Below are 19,639 nucleotides of genomic sequence, written 5' to 3' on the forward strand. Positions count from 1 at the left end.
CCCCACCCCCAACCAACGGGCCGGTGGCGGAGCAAGGGTTACGGCGGTCATAGCGTGGGGGAAACGCCCGGTCCCATCCCGAACCCGGAAGCTAAGACCCACAGCGCCGATGGTACTGCACCCGGGAGGGTGTGGGAGAGTAGGTCACCGCCGGAACACCATTCAGGTCGAGGACCCCAACCACCAGGTTGGGGTCCTCCCGCATTTAACCCACAAACACGCTCAGGGCCCGACCCGGATCTGAAGTGGGGAAGAGGCCACAACCGCCGTCGAACACCAACTGCCTGTCACCCACCTGCCGCCAGCCGGAGGCCGCGGACACAAGTGCCGCAGGAGGTTGTGAGACTTCCCACCGCGGGCCCCGTTGGCGCGATGCCGTTAGCCGGGGGCGGGTTGCTCGCCTAGAATTGGGGGAGATGTACGGACTTCGAAGCGCTTGATTTCGGGTTGCGTAGGAAACGAAACACGGAACAGAGCGGCTGCGATTGCGCCAGTGGTCAGCTCGCAACAGGAGGATTCCAGCATGGCTGAGCACAATGATGGCAACCGCGGCGGCAAGGCCCACGGCAACTCTGGCGGACGCAGTTCCGGTGGAGCCCCTTTCCGCGGCACCAGCAACTCCGGCGGCGATCCCCGCGGATTCCGTTCCAGGGAAGACCGCGACCGTAAGCCGTACGGTGATCGTGCTCCGCGCGAAGGCGGGGATCAGCGAGGCTTCGGAAACAGCGAGCGTAAGCCCTACAGCGGTGGCGGTGAGCGTAAGCCCTATGGTGACCGTGCTCCCCGTGAGGGCGGTGGCCAGCGCAGCTTCGGTGGCGACAGCCGCCCGTCCTATGGCGAGCGTAAGCCCTACAGCGGCGGTGGCGATCGTGACCGCAAGCCCTATGGTGACCGTGCCCCGCGTGAAGGCGGAGAGCAGCGCGGCTTCGGCGGCGGCGAGCGTAAGCCGTATGCCGGCGGTGAGCGCAAGCCCTATGGTGACCGTGCCCCGCGTGAGGGCGGTGGCCAGCGCAGCTTCGGTGGCGATAGCCGCCCGTCCTACGGTGACCGTAAGCCGTACAGCGGGGGCGGTGAGCGCAAGCCGTATGGTGATCGTGCCCCGCGTGAAGGCGGAGAGCAGCGCAGCTTCGGTGGCGATAGCCGCCCGTCCTATGGTGACCGTAAGCCGTACAGTGGCGGCGGCGACCGGGATCGTAAGCCCTATGGCGACCGGGCTCCCCGTGAAGGCGGGGGCCAGCGCAGCTTCGGTGGCGGTGAACGTCCGTCCTATGGTGACCGTAAGCCGTACAGCGGCGGCGGCGACCGGGATCGTAAGCCCTATGGCGACCGGGCTCCCCGTGAAGGTGGCGGCCAGCGTAGCTTCGGTGGCGGCGCCGACCGTGACCGCAAGCCGTACGGCAGCGGCGAGAACCGCAAGCCCTTCGGCACCCGCGAGGATCGTCCCGCACGGGGCTTCGACCGTGGTGACTCAGGCCCGCGCCAGTATGGGCGCGACCGCCCCGAGGACCGTCCGGTTCGCGTGCCCAATGCCCGCGATCTCCGCAGCGCCAACCGCCCGGACCGGGAACGTTCACCCCAGATCGACGGGGACGTCACGGGCAAGGAACTTGACCGCGCCACGCAGCACCAGATCAAGACCCTCGAAGGCACCAGCGCCGAATGGGTGGCCCGCCACCTCGTCATGGCCGGACGGCTCCTGGACGAGGAACCTGAGCTGGCCTTCCAGCATGCCCTGGCAGCCAGCCGCCGCGGCGGACGCCTTGCGTCCGTCCGCGAAGCTGTCGGCCTGACGGCCTACGCAGCCGGCCACTACGGTGAAGCCCTCCGGGAGTTCCGGACCTACCGCCGGATCAGCGGCTCCAACATGCACCTGCCGGTGATGGCCGACTGCGAACGGGGCCTTGGCCGCCCGGACCGTGCCCTGGACATGGCCCGGTCCGACGAAGCCAAGGATCTCGACGCCCCCGGCAAGGTGGAACTGGCTATCGTCGCAGCCGGGGCCCGCACCGACCTCGGGCAGCTCGACGCCGCGGTTTCCGAACTGGAAATCCCGCAGTTGGACATCAACCGCGCCTTTTCCTACAGCCCCCGGCTGTTCCGTGCCTACGCTGACGCACTCACGGCAGCCGGCCGCGCAGCCGAAGCCGACAAATGGCAACGCCAGGCGACTGTGGCAGAAAACGCGCTGGGCCTTGGGGCTGACGAGGAACCCGACATCATCGATCTCGGCTGGGACGAGGAAGAAGAAGCCCGCGAGGAGGAACGGCAGCGCCGCCTCCGGGCGCAGGAGCATGCCGACACGCACGCCGGAACCGAAGAGCGCGCCCCGCGTGCCGCCGCTGCTGCTGCCGCGGCAGAAACCACCGGCGCCGCAGCCGGAGTGGCCGGCTTGAACGCGGGCGACGAGCCCGCCAGTGACGACAGTGCCGACGACGCCGAAGCCGACTACTTCGAGTCTGACGACGCCGAATCTGACCTGGACTCAGTGGAAACCGACGTGCTCGACGAAGCTGACGACGAAGCCGATGATGAAGCGGCCCTGGAACCGAACGCTGACGCGGACCAGGAACTCCTGGACGAGTCAGAGCCTGCCCGGCACGAACGTGTGGAGGACTAATCGCATGACGGGTACCGCCTTGATCTCCACCTTTGATGCCCTGCTCTCCGACCTCGATGGCGTTGTCTATGCCGGCCCCAACGCCATCCCCGGGGCCGTCGAGTCGCTGCGTCGACTGGCAGGGGTCGGCGTCGGGCTGGGCTACGTCACCAACAACGCCTCCCGTTCTCCCGCGCAGGTGGCCCAACACCTGCGCGATCTCGGCGCCCCCGCCGAAGACCACCAGGTGGTGAGTTCCTCGCAGGCGGCGGCAGCGCTACTGGCGTCGCTGCTGCCGGCCGGAGCGCACGTGCTGATCACGGGCAGTGCCGCACTGGCCCAGGAAATTGAACTGGTTGGCCTGGTCCCTGTCCGCGGCGCGGAGGATGACCCCGTCGCCGTCGTGCAGGGCTTTAGCCCGGAACTTGGGTGGAAAGACCTCGCCGAGGCGTCGTACGTCGTCGCCGGCGGCGCCCTCTGGGTGGCCACCAACACGGACTGGTCCATTCCCCAGGCGCGCGGAATCGCCCCCGGCAACGGGACGCTCGTCGCGGCCGTGGCGGCCGCGACCGGCAAGAGCCCGGTCGTGGCAGGCAAACCCGAAGCCCCGCTGTTCCACACGGCCGCCAAGCGGCTGGCGGCGGACCGGCCGCTGGTCGTCGGTGACCGCCTGGACACCGACATCCTGGGCGGCAACAACGCCGGTTTCGCCACCGTCGCTGTGCTGACCGGAGTGGACACCAGGGAATCGATCCTCGCCGCACGGTCTGTGGAACGCCCCGATTTCCTCATCCATGACCTGACCGGCCTGTACGCGCCATACCCTGCCGTAGAGCACGACGCCGGGCGGTTCCGCAGCGGCACGGCCTCGGCGATCGTGCGGGGGCAGTCCGTCCACATCAGCGGCGACCCCGCCGACCTCGATTCGTGGCGTGCCGCCTGCTCGGCCTGGTGGGCCGCGAACCCCGAGACGACCAGCGCACTGGCTCCGGTCCTCGAGTGGTCCGATCACTAGGCTGGACACATGAGCGAGCTACACCCGGGACTAAACCAAGCCCCACACCAACAGCCGGCTGGGGCGCCGACCGCGTCCGACGTCGCGTGGCCAGAGCTGCCGTCCGAACAGTTCCCGGCGGACTTGCGTGGGCATGCGGCACCAGAACATACGGCACCAGAACACGCGGCGCCAGGACAACAAGCCGGAGAGCGGCAGGCAGCAGTCCTGGACCCGGCCGTCAACGCTGTTCTGGACCTCCTCGGGGCCGTGCGGCAGACGCCGGTGTCCGGGCACGGCGAAGTCTATGCCGGCATGCACGATGCCCTGTTGGAGGCCCTGAACGAAGACGTCGCCGGCCACGCCGGCGTGGCGCGCCGTATCCACGCCGCGGGGGACGGGGGATCGTGAGCCGGCTGGACCAGGCGCTTGTCAGCCGGGGGCTTGCCAGGTCCCGGACCCATGCCGCCCGGCTGATTTCCGAGGGCAAGGTGAGCTCCGGCGGCGAGGTCCTCGCCAAGGCGTCACTGCAGGTGGCGGATGACGCCGCGCTGGACGTCACGGCCTCGGCCGAGGACGGCTACGTCAGCCGCGCCGGGCACAAGCTGGCCGGCGCGCTGGATGCCTTTCCCGCCATCGACGTCGCAGGCAAACGGTGCCTCGACGCCGGTGCCTCCACCGGCGGGTTCACCGATGTGCTGCTTCGGCGCGGTGCCGCCCAGGTGGTGGCCGTCGACGTGGGGCACGGCCAGCTGGTGCCGGAAATCCGGAATGACCCGAGGGTTTCCGTGCACGAAGGACTCAACGTCCGTTACATGGCGCCCGCGGAAATCGGCGGGCCGGCTGCGCTGACGGTGGCTGATCTGTCCTTCATCTCGCTGACGCTTGTGGTGGCGCCACTCGCGGCCTGCACCGCACCCGGCGGCGACCTCGTCCTCATGGTCAAACCACAGTTCGAGATCGGCAAGGATCGGCTGGGCCGGACCGGCGTGGTCACCTCGGAACGCGAACGCCGGCTCGCCGTGGGCAAAGTGGCTGCCGCCGCCGTGGACGCGGGCCTGGCCCTGTCAGGCCTCGCCCAAAGCCCGCTGCCGGGCCAGGACGGCAATGTCGAATACTTCCTGTGGATAAAACGCGCGATGTCGGAAGTCCCGCCTAAGATCGAGGAGCGGGACGCAGCCGTTGCTGCGTTGCTCGGAACAATCTGGCCGAACCACTAGTACCACCAGAAGGCGGAACCTGATGAGCAGGCGTGTCCTGATCCTGGCCCACACAGGGCGCGAGGAGTCCCTCAAGGCTGCCTGGGAAGCGTGTGCCCTGCTGCACGAATCCGGTCTGGTCCCCGTGCTGCAGGAGAACGAGCTCGGGGACATGGTCCGCTTCTTCGGCCGGCTCGACCACCCGGTCGAGGTCCTTCACGACCACGTGAAGCTGCCCGAGGTGGAACTGGTCATGGTGCTCGGCGGGGACGGCACCATTCTCCGGGCCGCCGAACTGGTCCGCGAAGTCGACGTGCCGCTGCTCGGAGTGAACCTCGGCCACGTGGGGTTCCTGGCCGAGAGCGAACGGGCCGACCTCGACCAGACCGTCGAGTGGATCGCCAGCCGTGACTACACGGTGGAGGAGCGCATGACGATCGACGTCCAGGTCTGGGTCCGCGGTCAGAAGATCTGGCACACCTGGGCCCTGAACGAGGCCGCGATCGAAAAGGGCAACCGGGAACGGATGCTGGAGGTGGTCACCGAAGTCGACGAACGCCCCCTGACCTCATTCGGCTGCGACGGCGTGGTCCTGGCCACGCCCACAGGCTCCACGGCCTACGCGTTTTCCGCCGGCGGTCCCGTGGTGTGGCCCGAGGTCGAGGCCCTCCTGATCGTGCCGATCAGCGCCCATGCCCTCTTCGCGAAGCCGCTCGTGGTCTCGCCCCGGTCCAGGCTCGCGGTCGAGATCCTGAACCGCACCGATGCCCAGGGCGTCCTCTGGTGCGACGGCCGCCGCTCGGTGGATCTGCCGCCCGGCGCACGCGTCGAAGTGACCCGCTCCGCGACGCCCGTCCGGCTGGCCAGGACGCACCAGACCCCCTTCTCGGGCAGGCTCGTGCGCAAGTTCCAGCTCCCCATCCAGGGCTGGCGCGGCCCCGTGCCCCAAACCCGGGCCATCCACACCGGCCCCCTCCCGATCATCCGCACGCCCCGTCCCATGCCGCCGCTGCCCTCGCCGCGCCACGAGGGAACTGCTGACGGGCCCGACCCCTCGACTGGGAAGTGAACCATGCTTGAAGAACTGCGTATCCGCGACCTCGGCGTCATCACCGACGCCACCCTGCCGCTGGGCCCGGGCCTCAGCGTGGTGACCGGTGAAACCGGCGCCGGCAAGACCATGGTGGTCACCGCCGTCGGGCTGCTCCTCGGCGCCAGGTCCGACGCCGGCGCCGTCCGCAGCGGCGCGAAGAGCGCCTCGGCCGAGGCCGTGCTGAAGCTCGACGCGGGCCACGCTGCCGTCGCGCGGTCCCGGGAAGCCGGGGCCGAGGTGGAGGAGTTCGACGGCGGTGTGGAACTGCTGCTTGCCCGCAGCGTCGGAGCCGACGGCCGCAGCCGCGCCTATCTGGGCGGACGCGCCGCGCCGGTCGGCGTGCTGGCCGAAATTGGCGAAACCCTCGTGGTGGTGCACGGACAGTCAGACCAGATCCGGCTCAAAAGCCCAGTGGCGCAACGCGGCGCCCTGGACAAGTTCGCGGGCGAGAGCCTTGCGGCCGCACTTGCCGCCTATCAGGACCTCCACGCCCACTGGCATGCCAGCCAGGGCGAACTGGACTCCCTGCGCAGTGCCGCGCGTGAACGCCTCCGCGAGGCCGAGTCGCTGCAGGTTGCCCTGGCCGAGATCGACGCCGTGGACCCGCAGCCGGGGGAGGACGATGCCCTCAAGGCCGAGGCCGTGAAACTGGCCAACGTCGAGGAACTGCGGATCGCGGCCAGCACCGCCCACCAGGCGCTCATCGCCGAGGACTTCGGTGAAGAAGCCGACGCCACCACCCTCGTGGACGCCGCCAAACGCACCCTGGAGCACGTAGCCGAACACGACGAGGAGCTGGGCTCTGCCGCGGCACGGCTGGCCGAGGTCGGTTTCCTGCTCAACGACATTGCTGCGGAACTCGCCAGCTACCAGGCCGCCCTTGACACGGAGGGCCCGGAACGGCTCGCCGAAATCGAAGACCGCCGGGCCGCGCTGGCCAAGCTGGTCCGCAAGTACGCGCCGAGCATCGACGAGGTGCTGGTCTGGGCCGCAGAGGCCCGGGCCCGGCACGAGGAACTTCAGGACGACTCCACCCGGATCGAATCGCTGGACGCCGAGGTCGCCCGGGCCGAAACCGAGCTCCGGAAGAAGGCCGCCGCGATCAGCAAGGCCCGCACGAAGGCAGCCAAAGACCTCTCCGCCCGGGTCAGCGCCGAGCTCACGGCGCTGGCCATGGCAGATGCCACCCTGATCATCAACGTGGAGCCCACAGGCCAGCTGGGTCCGTTCGGGGCCGATGAGATCTCCTTCCTGCTGCAGCCGCACTCCGGCGCTCCGGCCCGGCCGCTGGGCAAAGGCGCCTCGGGCGGTGAACTCTCCCGCGTCATGCTCGCCATCGAGGTGGTGCTGGCCGCCGTCGACCCCGTCCCGACGTTTGTCTTCGACGAGGTCGACGCCGGCGTAGGCGGCCGTGCCGCCGTCGAGATCGGGCGCCGGCTGGCGATGCTGGCCCAGCACGTCCAGGTCCTCGTGGTGACCCACCTGCCGCAGGTGGCCGCGTTCGCGAACCAGCACATCAGGGTCACCAAGACCTCCGTGCGGGGCGCTGACGGCGCTACCGCCACCGGCTTCACCTCCAGCGACGTGCAGCTGCTGGACGAGGCCGAGCGCGTCCGCGAGTTGGCCCGCATGCTGGCCGGCCAAGAGGACTCCGAATCAGCACAGGCCCACGCCCAGGAGCTGCTGGACGACGCCAAACTCCTCCCGCAGAGCTAGGCGGCCCGGAGGGACCTCCGCAAGGAATCCCGCAAGGACCGCTGCTAGGACAACAATCACATCGGGATCCCGCCAAGGAACCCGTGGAAGGCCGAATTGATGATAAGCTCAAACCCCGTGGTGCAGCGATCAAACTCTCGTGTAAATTCCCGGTTTCCGGGCTCGTCCAAGACGACCAAACACATCTTCGTCACCGGTGGTGTAGCGTCCTCGCTCGGTAAGGGACTGACGGCTTCGAGCCTCGGCCACCTCCTGCGGGCACGCGGTTTGTCTGTAACAATGCAAAAGCTCGATCCCTATTTGAATGTGGATCCGGGCACGATGAACCCCTTCCAGCACGGCGAAGTCTTCGTCACTGACGACGGCGCCGAAACGGACCTGGACATCGGCCACTACGAGCGCTTCCTCGATGAAAACCTCGAAGGATCGGCCAACGTCACAACCGGCCAGGTCTACTCGACCGTCATCGCGAAGGAACGCCGCGGCGAATACCTCGGCGACACCGTCCAGGTCATCCCGCACATCACCGATGAGATCAAGCGGCGCATGCGGCTTCCCGCCGAGGGCAAGAACGCCCCCGACGTCATCATCACCGAAATCGGCGGCACGGTGGGCGACATCGAGTCCCAGCCGTTCCTCGAATCCGCCCGCCAGGTCCGCCAGGACATCGGCCGCGGAAATGTGTTCTTCCTCCACGTGTCCCTCGTGCCGTACATCGGCCCGTCGCAGGAGCTGAAGACCAAGCCGACGCAGCACTCCGTTGCCGCGCTGCGCTCCATCGGCATCCAGCCCGAGGCAATCGTGATCCGGTCGGACCGCGAAGTCCCGCAGCCGATGCGCGACAAGATCGGCCGCATGTGCGACGTCGACATCGACGCCGTGATCGGCTGCCCGGACGCACCGAGCATCTACGACATCCCGAAGACCCTGCACTCCCAGGGCCTGGATTCGTACATCGTCCGCGCCCTGGACCTGCCGTTCAAGGATGTGGACTGGACCAGCTGGGACAAGCTGCTCGACGCCGTCCACAACCCGAAGCACGAAGTTGAGATCGCGCTCGTGGGCAAGTACATCGACCTGCCGGACGCCTACTTGTCCGTCACGGAGGCCCTGCGCGCCGGCGGCTTCGCCAACGACACCAAGGTCAAGATCCGCTGGGTCCCCTCGGACGAATGCGAAACCCGCGAAGGCGCCGTGCAGTCCCTGGCCGGCGTCGACGCCATCTGCGTTCCGGGTGGCTTCGGCATCCGCGGCCTGGAAGGCAAACTCGGCGCCCTGAAGTACGCCCGCGAAACCAAGCTCCCCGTCCTGGGCCTGTGCCTGGGCCTGCAGTGCATGGTGATCGAGTACGCCCGCAACGTAGTCGGCCTCGAGGGAGCATCCTCGTCCGAGTTCGAGCCGGACTCCAAGTACCCCGTCATCGCCACGATGGAAGAGCAGCTGGACATCGTTGACGGCAAGGGCGACCTCGGCGGCACCATGCGCCTGGGCCTGTACGAAGCCAAGCTCGACGAAGGCTCTGTCGTCGCCGAGACCTACGGCGCCACGAAGGTCAGCGAACGGCACCGCCACCGCTACGAGGTCAACAACAAGTACCGCGACCAGATCGCCGCGAAGGGCCTGTCGTTCTCCGGAACGTCGCCCGATGGCAAGCTGGTCGAGTTCGTTGAACTTCCCCGCGACGTCCACCCGTACTACGTGGCCACGCAGGCGCACCCCGAGCTCAGCTCGCGGCCCACGCGCCCGCACCCGCTGTTCGCGGGCCTGATCGAGGCTGCCCTTGGCCACCAGCGGGCCGCCAACGCCACGCCCGCTGCAAGCAGCAGCGCCAAGGCCGATGCCCCGGCACCCGCGCCCAAGCCCTCGTCGGCAGCAGTGTCCAAGTAATTTCCAACTGAATCAAAGGACGGCGCGATGCCCGGTATGTCTGAGACCCCCAATGCTGCACGGCAGGTTTCGGATGAGCCGAGCCCGCGCCGTCTTTTGTCATCCCGGAAGGTGTACGAAGGCAGGATCTGGGACGTCGTCAGCGACAGTTTCCAGCTCAACGACGACGGCGACACCCTGGTCCGGGACTACATCGACCATCCCGGCGCGGTGGCGGTTCTCCCGATGAACGACGACGGCGACGTGCTGCTGCTCCGGCAGTACCGGCACCCCGTCGGCATGGACCTCTGGGAGATCCCCGCCGGGCTGCTTGACGTCGAAGGGGAGGATTTCGTCGTCGGGGCCGCCCGCGAACTGGCCGAGGAAGCGGACCTCGTGGCGGACCGCTGGAACGTGCTGGCGGACTTCTTCAACTCCCCGGGCTCCTCCAGCGAGGCCATCCGCATCTACCTGGCCCGCGGCCTGAGCGAGGTGCCCGGACATGAGCGGCACGTCCGCACCGACGAGGAAGCCGAAATCGAACTGCACTGGACCCCGCTGGACGAGGCCGTGCAGGCGGTCCTTGACGGCCGCCTGCACAACCCGTCCGCCGTCGTCGGCGTCCTGGCCGCTGCCGCCGCCCGCGCGGGCAACTTTGAAAGCCTCCGCCCGGCCGACGCGCCCTGGCCCGCCCATCCCAGCCAGCGCCGCTAGTGGAACCGCTGATTGCCGAGCCGCCGGCTCCTGTTCAACATCCGGCCCCGGCGCAGGCAGCTGCCCCCGGGCGCCCGCCCGCCCGGCCGTTGACGGCGATCGACCGCGCAATCACTGATTACCTGCAGCACATGGGCGTGGAGCGGGGCCTCGCGGCCAACACCCTCTCCGCCTACCGGCGGGACCTGGCCCGCTACGCCAGGCATCTGGCCCACGCCGGCCGGGAGCGACCGGCCGAGATCACCCGGCACGACGTCACCGGTTTCGTTCAGGCGCTCTCCGACGGGTCCGACGGCGGCTCCGCCCTGGGCATCCGTTCGGCGGCCCGGACGGTGGTGGCCGTGCGCGGACTCCACAAGTTCTGGGCCCTCGAAGGCGTCACGTCCACCGACCCGGCCAGCGACGTCCACCCGCCCATGCCCGGCAAGCGGCTGCCCAAGGCCATCAGCGTCGACGAGGTCACCCGGATCCTGGAGGCGGCCGGTACGGATACAGCAACCGGCCTGCGCGACCGCGCGCTGCTCGAGTTCCTCTATTCCACCGGTGCCCGCATCAGCGAAGCCGTGGGCCTGGATGTTGACGACATCTCCCTGCACACCGCCGGCGAGTCAGATGGAAGCGACGGGCCCGCGATCGTCAGGCTCTTCGGCAAGGGCTCCAAGGAACGCCTCGTCCCGCTGGGGTCCTACGGGGCACGCGCCCTGGACGCCTACCTCGTCCGCGGCCGGCCCCTGCTGGCCGCTAAAGGCAAGGGCACCCCTGCCCTGTTCCTCAACGCCCGCGGCGGCAGGATCAGCCGGCAAAGCGCCTGGACCATTTTGAAGGCGGCGGCGGACAAGGCCCACATCACCAAAGACGTTTCGCCGCACACGCTGCGGCACTCCTTCGCCACCCACCTGCTGGAAGGCGGCGCCGATGTCCGGGTGGTCCAGGAACTGCTGGGGCACGCCTCGGTGACCACCACGCAGGTCTACACCCAGGTGACGGCCGATACGCTGCGGGAGATCTACGCCGCCGCGCACCCGCGCGCCCTGGGCTAAGGCAAAGTCCGCCGGTCCGGCACGGTGCGCCGGCTCCTGCAAACTTTTTTGCCGGTCCGTGTAAGAAAACACCATTCACGGGACACTTACACATCAGGAAGAAGTCATCCGATGTCCGGGGGAACCACCATGTTGGCTGCCAAAGAGCAAGCATTCATTGATCTGCACACTCAGCACTCCGCGCGCGTATATCGCTACATTGCCTGCCGTATCAGTGACCGGCACCGCGCCGAGGAACTGGCTGCGGACGTCTTCAGAATCGCCTGGGAAAAGGAGCTCGCCGAACCGCCCGGCATTGGCTGGCTGTTGGCGACGGCCCGGAATGTAATCGGCAATGAGTACAAGGGCCGCCGTCGCCGCCAGGAACTCGTCGAACGGCTCAAAGATGAGGTCCGCCACCAAGTCCCCGAGCCGAACGATGAAGAACGGGCCGCCGTGGCAGAGGTGCTGGTTCAACTCAGGGAGCGGGACCGCGAGGTCCTCATGCTCAGCTACTGGGACGAGCTGACCGTCACTGAACTGGCGCAGACGCTGGGATGTTCTTCTTCCGCGGCTGCGGTTCGCCTGCACCGTGCACGCCGGGCGTTCGCGAAAGCTGCCCCCTCACATCTGATGACCGAACGGAAGGACTAGCCATGGACCGCATCGAACAGCTCATGAAGGATGCGAAACCTCGGGTGGGAGCGCCGGGAGCAGAGCCCGGAAGCGACCCTGCCCGCTCGATCGTATTTTCCACGGATCCGAATATCGTTCGTTTGGCAGGGCGCACTCCGGCACGACGCAATGCCGTGCGGGCTGCGGCCGCAACTGTACTGGCCGCTGCGGCCGTCGTTGGCGCGGTGGTTGTCGGCGGCAATCTGATGCCGCAACCAGCACCCGGGCCGGCCCGGACGGGCATCCCGGCGCCGACAGTCTCCGCCAGCCCGTCGCCGTCGTCCCCAACCCCGTCCACTGCCTCACCGGCCGCATCGTCCCCCACAGCCAGTGCCGCAGCCGGAGCCTTGAGCACCGGCGGCGTCGCCTGCACCATGGCGAACGTCGACCAGCAGCGCAATGACCAGCAACGGGCAATCCAACCGATTCCCGCCGCAGAGCAGGCTTACTACACGGTGCTGGGCTGTGCCGATGGCTGGCTCGCGTATTCCATCTCTGATGACGGGGTCCGGGCGCTCGGGCTCGACGGCGGCAACGCGTGGTATCAGATTGCCAAATTGCAGAACGGGCGCTTCCTCTGCGACTTCCGGCAGGAATGGTCCAGCGTCTTCACCTGGAAGTTCCAGGCTTTGAACAATGATGTCTCGCAAAACGGGCAGCAAGTCACGCCGCAGCAGGCCATGGACAAGGAATTCGCGGACAAGGGGATACCCGTCGAACTGAGGCCGCAGCTTGTCGGCGACGGTCCGGCGGCAGGATAGCGCCGGCAGCCTGCGGCAGCTATAGGGTTGGGCACATGAAGCTCACTCCAGTCACTCTCTGCTTCCCGCTCCGTGATGCGGGGACCGGCACCGAGGTGCTGCTGGGCCTGAAAAGGACCGGCTTCGGCATCGGCAAAATCGTGGGCATCGGCGGCCACGTGGAGCCGGGGGAGAGCGACGCCGAGGCAGTGGTCCGCGAGGTCTGGGAAGAGGCCGGCATCGTGGTGCTCCAAGAGGACCTGGCCCACGCCGGCATCGTCGAGTTCATCTTTCCCGCTAGGCCCGACTGGAACATGTCGTGCCGGCTCTTCACCACCCGGCGGTGGGAAGGCGAACCCGCCGAGAGCCCGGAAATCACGCCCGAGTGGTTCGACGCAGCGTTCTTGCCGCTGGAGCGGATGTGGCAGGATGCGGGGCACTGGCTGCCCCCGGCGCTGGCAGGTGAAACGATCGACGTCGTCGTGGTCCTCAACGAGGACAACGAGACCGTGGCGTCGGTCCGGATCCCGCCACGCTGAGGTCCGGGACGAAGCAGCACGGGCCGGCCACCCATCAATGGGTGGCCGGCCCGTGCTGGCTGTCCGGTCTCGTGTGCGTTTCGCAGGAAGCCCTGCTACGCCAGGTGCCGTTCCTCGACGCCGTTGTACTCGCTCAGCGGACGGATCAGGGAGTTCGAATCCAGCTGCTCCATGATGTGCGCCGTCCAGCCCGTGATGCGGCTGGCGACGAACAGCGGAGTGAAGGTGGCGGTGTCGAAGCCCATGAGGTGGTACGTGGGTCCGGTCGGGTAGTCGAGGTTCGGTTTGATCCCCTTCGCCTCATCCATCGCCGTTTCGAGCCCGTTGTACAGGCCCAGCAGCTCCGGCCGTCCGTAGTGCGCGATCATCTTGTCCAGGGCGGCCTTCATGGTGGGCACCCGGGAGTCGCCGTGCTTATAGACGCGGTGGCCGAAGCCCATGACCTTCTTCTTGTGGGCCAGGGCGTCCTCCATCCAGGCCTTGGCCCGGACGTGGGCGTCCTCCAGTGACTCCTCCGGCCGGATGCCGATCTCGTCAAAGGTGTGCATGACGGCCTCGTTGGCCCCGCCGTGCAGCGAGCCTTTGAGGGCGCCGATGGCGCCGGTCACGGCCGAGTGCAGGTCCGAGAGCGTGGACGTGATCACGCGGGCCGTGAAAGTGGAGGCATTGAAGGAGTGCTCGGCGTACAAGATCATGGAGACATTGAATGCGTCGACTACTTCGGGGACGGCTTCCTCACCAAACGTCATCCAGAGGAAGTTGGCGTCGTAACCCAGGTCCTCGCGGGGTTCCACCACGTCCTGGCCGCGTCGGCGCCGCTGGTCGTAGGCCACCACGGCCGGCATTGCCGCGAACAGATCGATGGCCTTGGCCAGGTTGGCTTCGCGCGAGGCGTCCTCGGCGAGGGGGTGCCGGGCCCCCAACACCGAGGTGGCAGTCCGGCAGACATCCATGGGGTGCGCGGTGGTGGGCAGCGCGTCAATCACCTGTTTGACGACCGGATCCAGGGCGCGCCCGGCGCGTTCCCGGGCGGTGAACTCCGCGAGCTGCTCCGCGTTGGGCAGCTCGCCGTTCCAGAGCAGGTACGCGACTTCCTCGAAGCTGCACTTGGCAGCCAGTTCCTGGACAGGGTAGCCGCGGTACAGCAGCGAGTTCGTGTCCGGGTTGACCTTGGAGACCGCGGTGTAGTCCACCACGACGCCGGCGAGGCCCTTTTTAATGTCCTGTTCAGCCATGCTGAAACTCCTTTGTTCCTAACGCCTGTATACCGGCACGTGCCGGAGGTTCTGTGCGGGGCTTACTTGCCGGGGATCTGGAAATTAAAGACTCCGGTATCGAAACGGTTGTAAGCCTCGTAATCAACGAGATCGTACAAACGCGCACGGGTCAGCATGCTTCCAACCTGTGCCTCCTGGGTTCCGTCGGCCTTAATCGATTCCAGAGTACGCTCCGCAGCGCCCATGGCACTACGGAGCAGCGTCACCGGATAAATGACCATATTGACGCCGACGCCGGCCAGCTCCTCCACGGTGAACAGGGCACTCTGGCCGAATTCGGTCATGTTGGCCAGGATCGGGACGTCGACGGCGTCGCGGATGGCCTGGAATTCGGCCAGGTCCTTCATCGCCTCGGGGAAGATCGCGTCCGCGCCGGCTTCCACGAGCGCTTTGGCGCGCTCCTGGGCGGCCTCGAGCCCGTCCGTGGCGCGGATGTCGGTGCGGGCCATGATCAGGAAGTTCGGGTCCCGGCGGGCGTCGGCCGCGGCCCGGATCCGCTTGGTGGCGGTCTCCAGGTCCACGACGTTCTTCCCGTCGAGGTGGCCGCAGCGCTTGGGGTTGAACTGGTCCTCGATGTGGCAGCCGGCCAGGCCGGCGTTCTCGAGTTCCTGGACCGACCGGGCCACGTTCATGGGCTCGCCGAAGCCGGTGTCGGCGTCGACGATAGCCGGCAGGTCCGTCATCCGGGCGATTTGCCCGGCGCGGGTGGCCACCTCCGTGAGGGTGGTCAGCCCGATGTCCGGCAGGCCCAGGTCATTGGCGAGGACGGCGCCGGAAATGTACACCCCGGCGAAGCCCTTCTCCTCGATCAGCCGCGCCGAGAGCGGGTTGAACGCGCCGGGGAACTGGGCGATGGTGCCGGAGGCGAGGAGTTCGCGGAACCGGATGCGCTTCTGCTCCGGCGTGACCTTCGAATACAACATTTAGAAGAGTCCCTTCGGGGCGCCGGCGAGGTCGATCACGCCGTCGGCGGCCTGGATGTTCAGCTGGTCCAGCTCGCCGGCGGCGAGCTCGGGGAGCCGCGCAGCGGCGGCAAGGAAGCGCTCGATCTCCTCATCGGCCACCAGGCCGGCGGCGAGGGTGCGGAACTTGTTGACGTACTGCTCCCGGGCGAACGGCCGGGCGCCCAGCGGGTGGGCATCGGCGACGGCGATCGACTCGGTGATGACCGTGCCGTCCTTGAGCGTGATCTCCACGGTGCCGCCGAAGGCCTTCTCGGCGATGTCCAGGGAGTGGTAGCGCCGGGTCCATTCCGGATCCTCGACCGTGGTGACCTTGTGCCAGAGTTCCACGGTGTCGGGGCGGGCGGCGCGTTCCGGGGCGTAGGAGTCCACGTGGTGCCAGGTGCCGTCCTGCAGGGCGACGGTGAAAATGTACGGGATCGAGTGGTCCAGCGTCTCGCGGCTGGCCGTGGGATCGTACTTCTGCGGGTCGTTGGCGCCGGAGCCGATCACGTAGTGCGTGTGGTGGCTGGTCTTGATCAGCACGGACTCGACGTTGGCCGGGTCGGTGACCTCGGGGTGTTCGCCGTTGAGCTTGCGGGCGAGGTCGATCCACGCCTGGGCCTGGTATTCGGCCGAGTGTTCCTTGGTGTAGGTGTCCATGATGGCCCGCTTGGCCTCGCCGGCCTCGGGCAGCGGCACGGTGTAGGAGGCGTCCGGGCCGTCCAGCATCCAGGCGATCACGCCGTCTTCGCCCTCGTAGATCGGCACGGGGGAGGTCTGGCCGCGCATCGCCCGGTCCGCGGATTCGACGGCCATCTTGCCGGCGAACGCGGGGGCGTGCGCCTTCCAGGTTGAGATTTCGCCCTTGCGGGACTGCCGGGTGGCGGTGGTGGTGTGCAGCGCCTGGCCGATGGACTGGAAGATGGTCTCGACGTCGAGGCCCAGCAGTGTGCCGATGCCGGCGGCGGCGGACGGGCCGAGGTGGGCCACGTGGTCGATCTTGTGCTTGTGCAGGCAGATGGCCTTGACCAGGTTGACCTGGATCTCGTAGCCGGTAGAGATCCCGCGGACCAGGTCCCGGCCGCTGGAGCCGACGTGCTGGGCGACGGCCAGGATCGGAGGGATGTTGTCACCCGGGTGCGAGTAATCCGCGGCCAGGAACGTGTCGTGGTAATCGAGTTCACGGACCGCGACGCCGTTGGCCCAGGCGGCCCATTCGGGGGAGACGCGTTCCTCGATGCCAAAGACCTTGGAGCCCTTGCCGCCGGTGCTGGGGCCGTGGGTGAGGGCCTGGGCGCGGGCCGCGACGATCGGGGCGCGGTTCAGCGACGCGATCGCCACCGACGCGTTGTCGATGATCCGGTTGATCACCATGTCGGTGACCTCATCGGTGACCTCCACGGGATCCGCGGCGACCTTGGCGATCTTGTAAGCGAGCTGGTCCTCGCGGCCCAGGTTTTCCTCGCTCTTGTAAACGCGGACGTGGTGTTCCTTAACCATGGTGCTCCCTTTGCTGAGGTGTATGGGTGGCTTTGACGTGCGAAAGACTGCGGTGCAGGTGAAGCGTGGTGGCGGCCTCGGCCAGGCGCGGGTTCCCGGCTGCGATCGCCTCGGCGATGGCCGCGTGCTCGGCGGCCGCGGCCGTAAGCCGGGCGGCGTCGTCGGCGGCCAGGCGCCGGACGCGCACGAGGTGGACGCGGAGGCTGCGCATGGCCTGGACGAGATAGGCGTTGGAGATGGCGGCGTCGATGGCCGCGTCCAGCCGTCCGACCAGCCCGTAGTAGTCGTGCAGGGCCGGATCCTGCCCGCCGATGAGTTCCGGCGCCTGGAGCAGTTCGCGCCGCAGCTGTTCGAACGTTGCGGGGTCGCCGCGCTCGGCGGCCAGGGCCGCGGCCCTGCCTTCGAGGGTTTCGCGCAGTTCGAACAGTTCGTCGATGTCGTCCAGTGAAATGTCGGTGACGACGACGCCGCGCCCGCCCGCCGTCGTCGTCAGCCCTTCGGCCGTGAGCCGGCTCAGGGCCTCCCGCAGCGGGGTGCGGGAGATGCCGAGGCGCTCCGACTGTTCCACCTCCGCGAGCACGGTTCCGGGCAGGAGGCGCCATTCGATTATGTCGTCGCGCAGGGCCGCGTAGGCCTTGTCGCTGGCGCGCATCCGGCCTCCTTCGATGGTGGCTTTGTCGGGGTGGAACACCAATAGTGTATACACGCAACGGCGCTTTGCCCAGTAATTGCCGGTTGAATCGGAGAAATGGCTGAGTTCTGTATACATAAGCCTTGTATCGCCGGTGTGCCCCGGTTTACCATGGCTGGATCACAACGTCGTGGACAGGATGTACGTCATGGTCACCAAGAGCTACCGGGCCGCCTACGAACGGAGCCTGGAACATCCCGCAGAGTTCTGGCTGGAGGCCGCGGAAGGGATCTCCTGGCAGACGCCACCGCGGCAGGCCCTCGATGCGGGCCGGGCGCCGCTCTACGACTGGTTTCCGGACGGGGTCCTGAACACGTCGTACAACGCCCTCGACCGGCACGTCGCCCAGGGCCGGGGCGAGCAGGACGCCCTGGTCTACGACTCTGCGATGTTGGGCATCCGGCAGAGCTACACCTATGCGGAACTGACCGACCTCGTGGCCCGGTTCGCCGGTGTCCTGCGCCGCAGCGGCGTCGGCAAGGGCGACCGTGTGGTGATCTACATGCCGATGATCCCCGAGGCGGCGATCGCGATGCTCGCCACCGCCCGGCTCGGCGCCGTGCACTCGGTCGTCTTCGGCGGGTTCGCCCCCAAGGAACTTGCCGCCCGCATCCGCGACGCGGCCCCGGCGGCGGTGGTGACGGCGTCCGGCGGCATCGAGCCGTCGCGCCGGATTGAGTACCTGCCCGCCGTCGCCGAGGCCCTCGGCATCGCCGGCGCCCCGGACACGCCCGTCCTGGTCAAGGCCAGGGACGGCTTCAGTTCGTCTGTTTCCTCCATGGCGGCCGGGCACCCCGGGTGGCTCGACTGGGACGCCGAGATGGCTTCCGCCGAGGCGGCCGCGCCGGTGGACGTCGCGGCGACGGACCCGCTGTACATCCTCTACACCTCGGGCACCACCGGCTCGCCCAAGGGCGTGGTGCGGGACAACGGCGGCCACGCCGTGGCCCTGAAATGGACCATGGAAAACCTCTACGACGTCGGCCCCGGCGACGTCATGTGGACCGCCTCGGATGTCGGCTGGGTGGTGGGCCACTCCTACATTGTGTACGGGCCGCTGCTGGCCGGTGCCACCACCGTGCTGTACGAAGGCAAGCCGGTGGGCACGCCCGACGCCGGCGCCTTCTGGCGGGTCATCCAGGACCACAAGGTCAACGTGCTGTTCACGGCGCCGACCGCGCTGCGGGCCATCCGCAAGGCCGACCCGGAGGGCCGGCTCCTGGACAAGTACGATATTTCCAGCCTGCGCACCCTGTTCGCGGCCGGCGAGCGGCTGGACACCGACACCTTCCACTGGGCCTCCCGGGTGCTCGGTGTTCCGGTGGTCGATCACTGGTGGCAGACGGAGACGGGCTGGGCCATCTGCGCCAACCCGCGCGGCCTCGGCGGACTGCCGATCAAGGCCGGCTCGCCGAGTGTCCCGATGCCCGGCTTCAGGCTCAACATCGTCGACGGCGCGGGCGGGGACGTCGAGGCCGGCACGGAAGGCAACATCGTCCTGCGCCTGCCGCTGCCGCCCGGCACCCTCACCACGCTCTGGCGCAACGACGACCGCTACATTTCCTCCTACCTGCAGGCGTTCGATGGCTACTACGCCACCGGCGACTCCGGTTACCGGGACGAGGACGGCTATGTCTTTGTCATGGGCCGCACCGACGACATCATCAACGTCGCCGGGCACCGGCTCTCCACCGGCGCCATGGAACAGGTGATCGGCCAGCACCCGGCGGTCGCCGAATGCGCGGTGATCGGCCTCGCCGACCCGCTCAAGGGCCAGCGGCCCAGCGGCTACGTGGTCCTCAAATCCGGAGTGGACGTTGAGGAGGACATCCTGGCCAAGGACCTGATCGCCCTGGTCCGGCGCGACATCGGGCCCGTGGCGGACTTCAAGCACGTCACCGTGGTGGACGCCCTGCCCAAGACCCGCTCGGGCAAGATCCTGCGCAAGACCATGCGCCAGATCGCCGACGGCGAGAACTACGTGGTGCCCTCCACGATCGAGGACGCCGGCGTGATCGAGGCGCTGCTCGAGACCCTGCGCCCTGCCGCCAGTGAGTGACCGGGGCAGCCTTGTGG

At 68.1% G+C, this 19,639-nt stretch carries 17 protein-coding genes and 1 rRNA gene; 14 read left to right on the forward strand and 4 right to left on the reverse strand.

Annotation, left to right across the window (positions count from 1 at the left end; all coding sequences use genetic code 11):
- Window positions 1-39 precede the first annotated feature (39 nt).
- From rrf to C566_RS0100065, 13 genes are all read left to right on the forward strand, one after another.
- Window positions 40-156: ribosomal RNA gene (gene rrf / locus C566_RS0100005) — 5S ribosomal RNA — on the forward strand.
- A gap of 367 nt (window positions 157-523) precedes the next feature.
- Entirely contained in the window at window positions 524-2,617 is a 2,094-nt protein-coding gene (locus tag C566_RS22840) for a hypothetical protein (protein ID WP_026266228.1), read from the forward strand.
- Between the two features lie 4 nt (window positions 2,618-2,621).
- Complete coding sequence (locus tag C566_RS0100015) at window positions 2,622-3,611, forward strand: HAD-IIA family hydrolase (RefSeq protein ID WP_018772272.1); 990 nt, start codon at window positions 2,622-2,624, stop codon at window positions 3,609-3,611.
- 9 nt (window positions 3,612-3,620) lie between these two features.
- On the forward strand, window positions 3,621-4,001 hold the full coding sequence (locus C566_RS22845) for a hypothetical protein (protein WP_196802312.1): 381 nt from the start codon (window positions 3,621-3,623) through the stop codon (window positions 3,999-4,001).
- Window positions 3,998-4,810 (forward strand): TlyA family rRNA (cytidine-2'-O)-methyltransferase, encoded by an 813-nt coding sequence (locus C566_RS0100025; protein WP_018772274.1) that lies wholly within the window; start codon window positions 3,998-4,000, stop codon window positions 4,808-4,810. Before C566_RS22845 ends, C566_RS0100025 begins: the two co-directional genes overlap by 4 nt.
- 22 nt (window positions 4,811-4,832) lie before the next feature.
- The gene (locus C566_RS0100030) at window positions 4,833-5,858 is read left to right on the forward strand and encodes an NAD kinase (RefSeq protein ID WP_018772275.1); all 1,026 of its coding nucleotides are present in this window, start codon (window positions 4,833-4,835) and stop codon (window positions 5,856-5,858) included.
- Between the two features lie 3 nt (window positions 5,859-5,861).
- Window positions 5,862-7,598: a DNA repair protein RecN gene (gene recN, locus C566_RS0100035; RefSeq protein ID WP_018772276.1), complete on the forward strand. Its 1,737-nt coding sequence runs from the start codon at window positions 5,862-5,864 to the stop codon at window positions 7,596-7,598.
- Between the two features lie 99 nt (window positions 7,599-7,697).
- Window positions 7,698-9,485, forward strand: coding sequence for a CTP synthase (locus C566_RS20340; protein ID WP_043465642.1), 1,788 nt, complete (start codon window positions 7,698-7,700; stop codon window positions 9,483-9,485).
- Between the two features lie 27 nt (window positions 9,486-9,512).
- Window positions 9,513-10,178, forward strand: coding sequence for an NUDIX domain-containing protein (locus tag C566_RS0100045; protein WP_026266230.1), 666 nt, complete (start codon window positions 9,513-9,515; stop codon window positions 10,176-10,178).
- An 89-nt stretch (window positions 10,179-10,267) separates the two neighbouring features.
- Window positions 10,268-11,218: a site-specific tyrosine recombinase XerD gene (gene xerD, locus C566_RS0100050; protein WP_018772280.1), complete on the forward strand. Its 951-nt coding sequence runs from the start codon at window positions 10,268-10,270 to the stop codon at window positions 11,216-11,218.
- Window positions 11,219-11,347: 129 nt separating this feature from the next.
- Window positions 11,348-11,851 carry an RNA polymerase sigma factor gene (locus C566_RS0100055; RefSeq protein WP_043465771.1) on the forward strand — a complete coding sequence of 168 codons (504 nt, stop codon included), beginning with the start codon at window positions 11,348-11,350 and terminating at the stop codon, window positions 11,849-11,851.
- A gap of 2 nt (window positions 11,852-11,853) precedes the next feature.
- Complete coding sequence (locus C566_RS22540) at window positions 11,854-12,633, forward strand: hypothetical protein (protein ID WP_155846695.1); 780 nt, start codon at window positions 11,854-11,856, stop codon at window positions 12,631-12,633.
- Between the two features lie 35 nt (window positions 12,634-12,668).
- Complete coding sequence (locus C566_RS0100065; protein WP_018772283.1) at window positions 12,669-13,151, forward strand: 8-oxo-dGTP diphosphatase; 483 nt, start codon at window positions 12,669-12,671, stop codon at window positions 13,149-13,151.
- Between the two features lie 95 nt (window positions 13,152-13,246).
- Here the strand turns inward: C566_RS0100065 and C566_RS0100070 are convergent, their stop codons facing one another.
- From C566_RS0100070 to C566_RS0100085, 4 genes are all read right to left on the reverse strand, one after another.
- The gene (locus tag C566_RS0100070) at window positions 13,247-14,386 is read right to left on the reverse strand and encodes a bifunctional 2-methylcitrate synthase/citrate synthase (RefSeq protein ID WP_018772284.1); all 1,140 of its coding nucleotides are present in this window, start codon (window positions 14,384-14,386) and stop codon (window positions 13,247-13,249) included.
- 62 nt (window positions 14,387-14,448) lie between these two features.
- The gene (prpB, locus tag C566_RS0100075; protein ID WP_018772285.1) at window positions 14,449-15,351 is read right to left on the reverse strand and encodes a methylisocitrate lyase; all 903 of its coding nucleotides are present in this window, start codon (window positions 15,349-15,351) and stop codon (window positions 14,449-14,451) included.
- Window positions 15,352-16,872, reverse strand: a complete 1,521-nt coding sequence (locus C566_RS0100080) for an MmgE/PrpD family protein (protein WP_018772286.1) — start codon at window positions 16,870-16,872, stop codon at window positions 15,352-15,354.
- Window positions 16,865-17,524: a GntR family transcriptional regulator gene (locus C566_RS0100085; protein ID WP_018772287.1), complete on the reverse strand. Its 660-nt coding sequence runs from the start codon at window positions 17,522-17,524 to the stop codon at window positions 16,865-16,867. Before C566_RS0100085 ends, C566_RS0100080 begins: the two co-directional genes overlap by 8 nt.
- 187 nt (window positions 17,525-17,711) lie before the next feature.
- On the opposite strand from C566_RS0100085, the gene C566_RS0100090 reads away from it, so the two are divergent.
- A complete protein-coding gene (locus tag C566_RS0100090) occupies window positions 17,712-19,622 on the forward strand; it encodes an AMP-binding protein (protein WP_018772288.1) in 1,911 nt (636 codons plus the stop codon).
- Window positions 19,623-19,639: the final 17 nt, after the last annotated feature.

This window comes from Arthrobacter sp. 131MFCol6.1, from assembly GCF_000374925.1.
GTDB lineage: Bacteria > Actinomycetota > Actinomycetes > Actinomycetales > Micrococcaceae > Arthrobacter.